We start from the raw sequence: 550 nt of genomic DNA, 5'->3' as shown, positions 1-550 counted from the left end.
ATCAGCACGTAGTAGGGCTGGGCGTTCACGTTAAACTTGGTGATTTGGTAGTCGGCGTTGATTTTGCCCAGGCTCTTTAGCACCTTGCCCTTGGCGTTGGTGATCCACTCGCTCTGGGGCAGCTCCGTCTTGTCGTCGACGTACAGCGCCAGGATTACGTACTCCTCCTGCAGCAGCTTCAGCACGCGCGGATCGCTCCAAACGCGGGCCTCCATTTCGCGGCAGTTTACGCAGCCGTGGCCCGTAAAGTCGATAAATATCGGCTTGTTTACCTTTTGGGCGTACGCCTTGGCCTCCTTCAGGTCGAAGAAGCCCTTTAGTCCGTGAGGCAGGTGCAGGAACTCGCCATGCTTCACCTTGCCGATGTCGGAGGAGGTGGCGGCGGTTACGCCACGGCTCAGATCAAAGTCCTGCGACGATTGGGGGGGCAGGTAGCCCGAGATGCCGCTTAGCGGCGCGCCCCACATGCCCGGTATAAGGTATACCACAAACGAGAAGGTGGCTAGCGCCATCATCAGGCGCGGTACCGAAAGGTACTTCATGTCGCTAT

1 protein-coding gene is annotated in these 550 nt (G+C 58.4%); it reads right to left on the bottom strand.

Annotation, left to right across the window (positions count from 1 at the left end):
• Positions 1 to 550, bottom strand: a 550-nt coding sequence (locus tag L990_RS17200) for a thioredoxin family protein (protein WP_047452006.1), incomplete at both ends; no start/stop codon positions are given.

It is taken from the genome of Alistipes sp. ZOR0009 (assembly GCF_000798815.1).
Classification (GTDB): domain Bacteria; phylum Bacteroidota; class Bacteroidia; order Bacteroidales; family ZOR0009; genus Acetobacteroides.
Note: the sequence above shows the minus strand (reverse complement) of the source record. Positions and strands in the feature narration are given on the sequence as shown.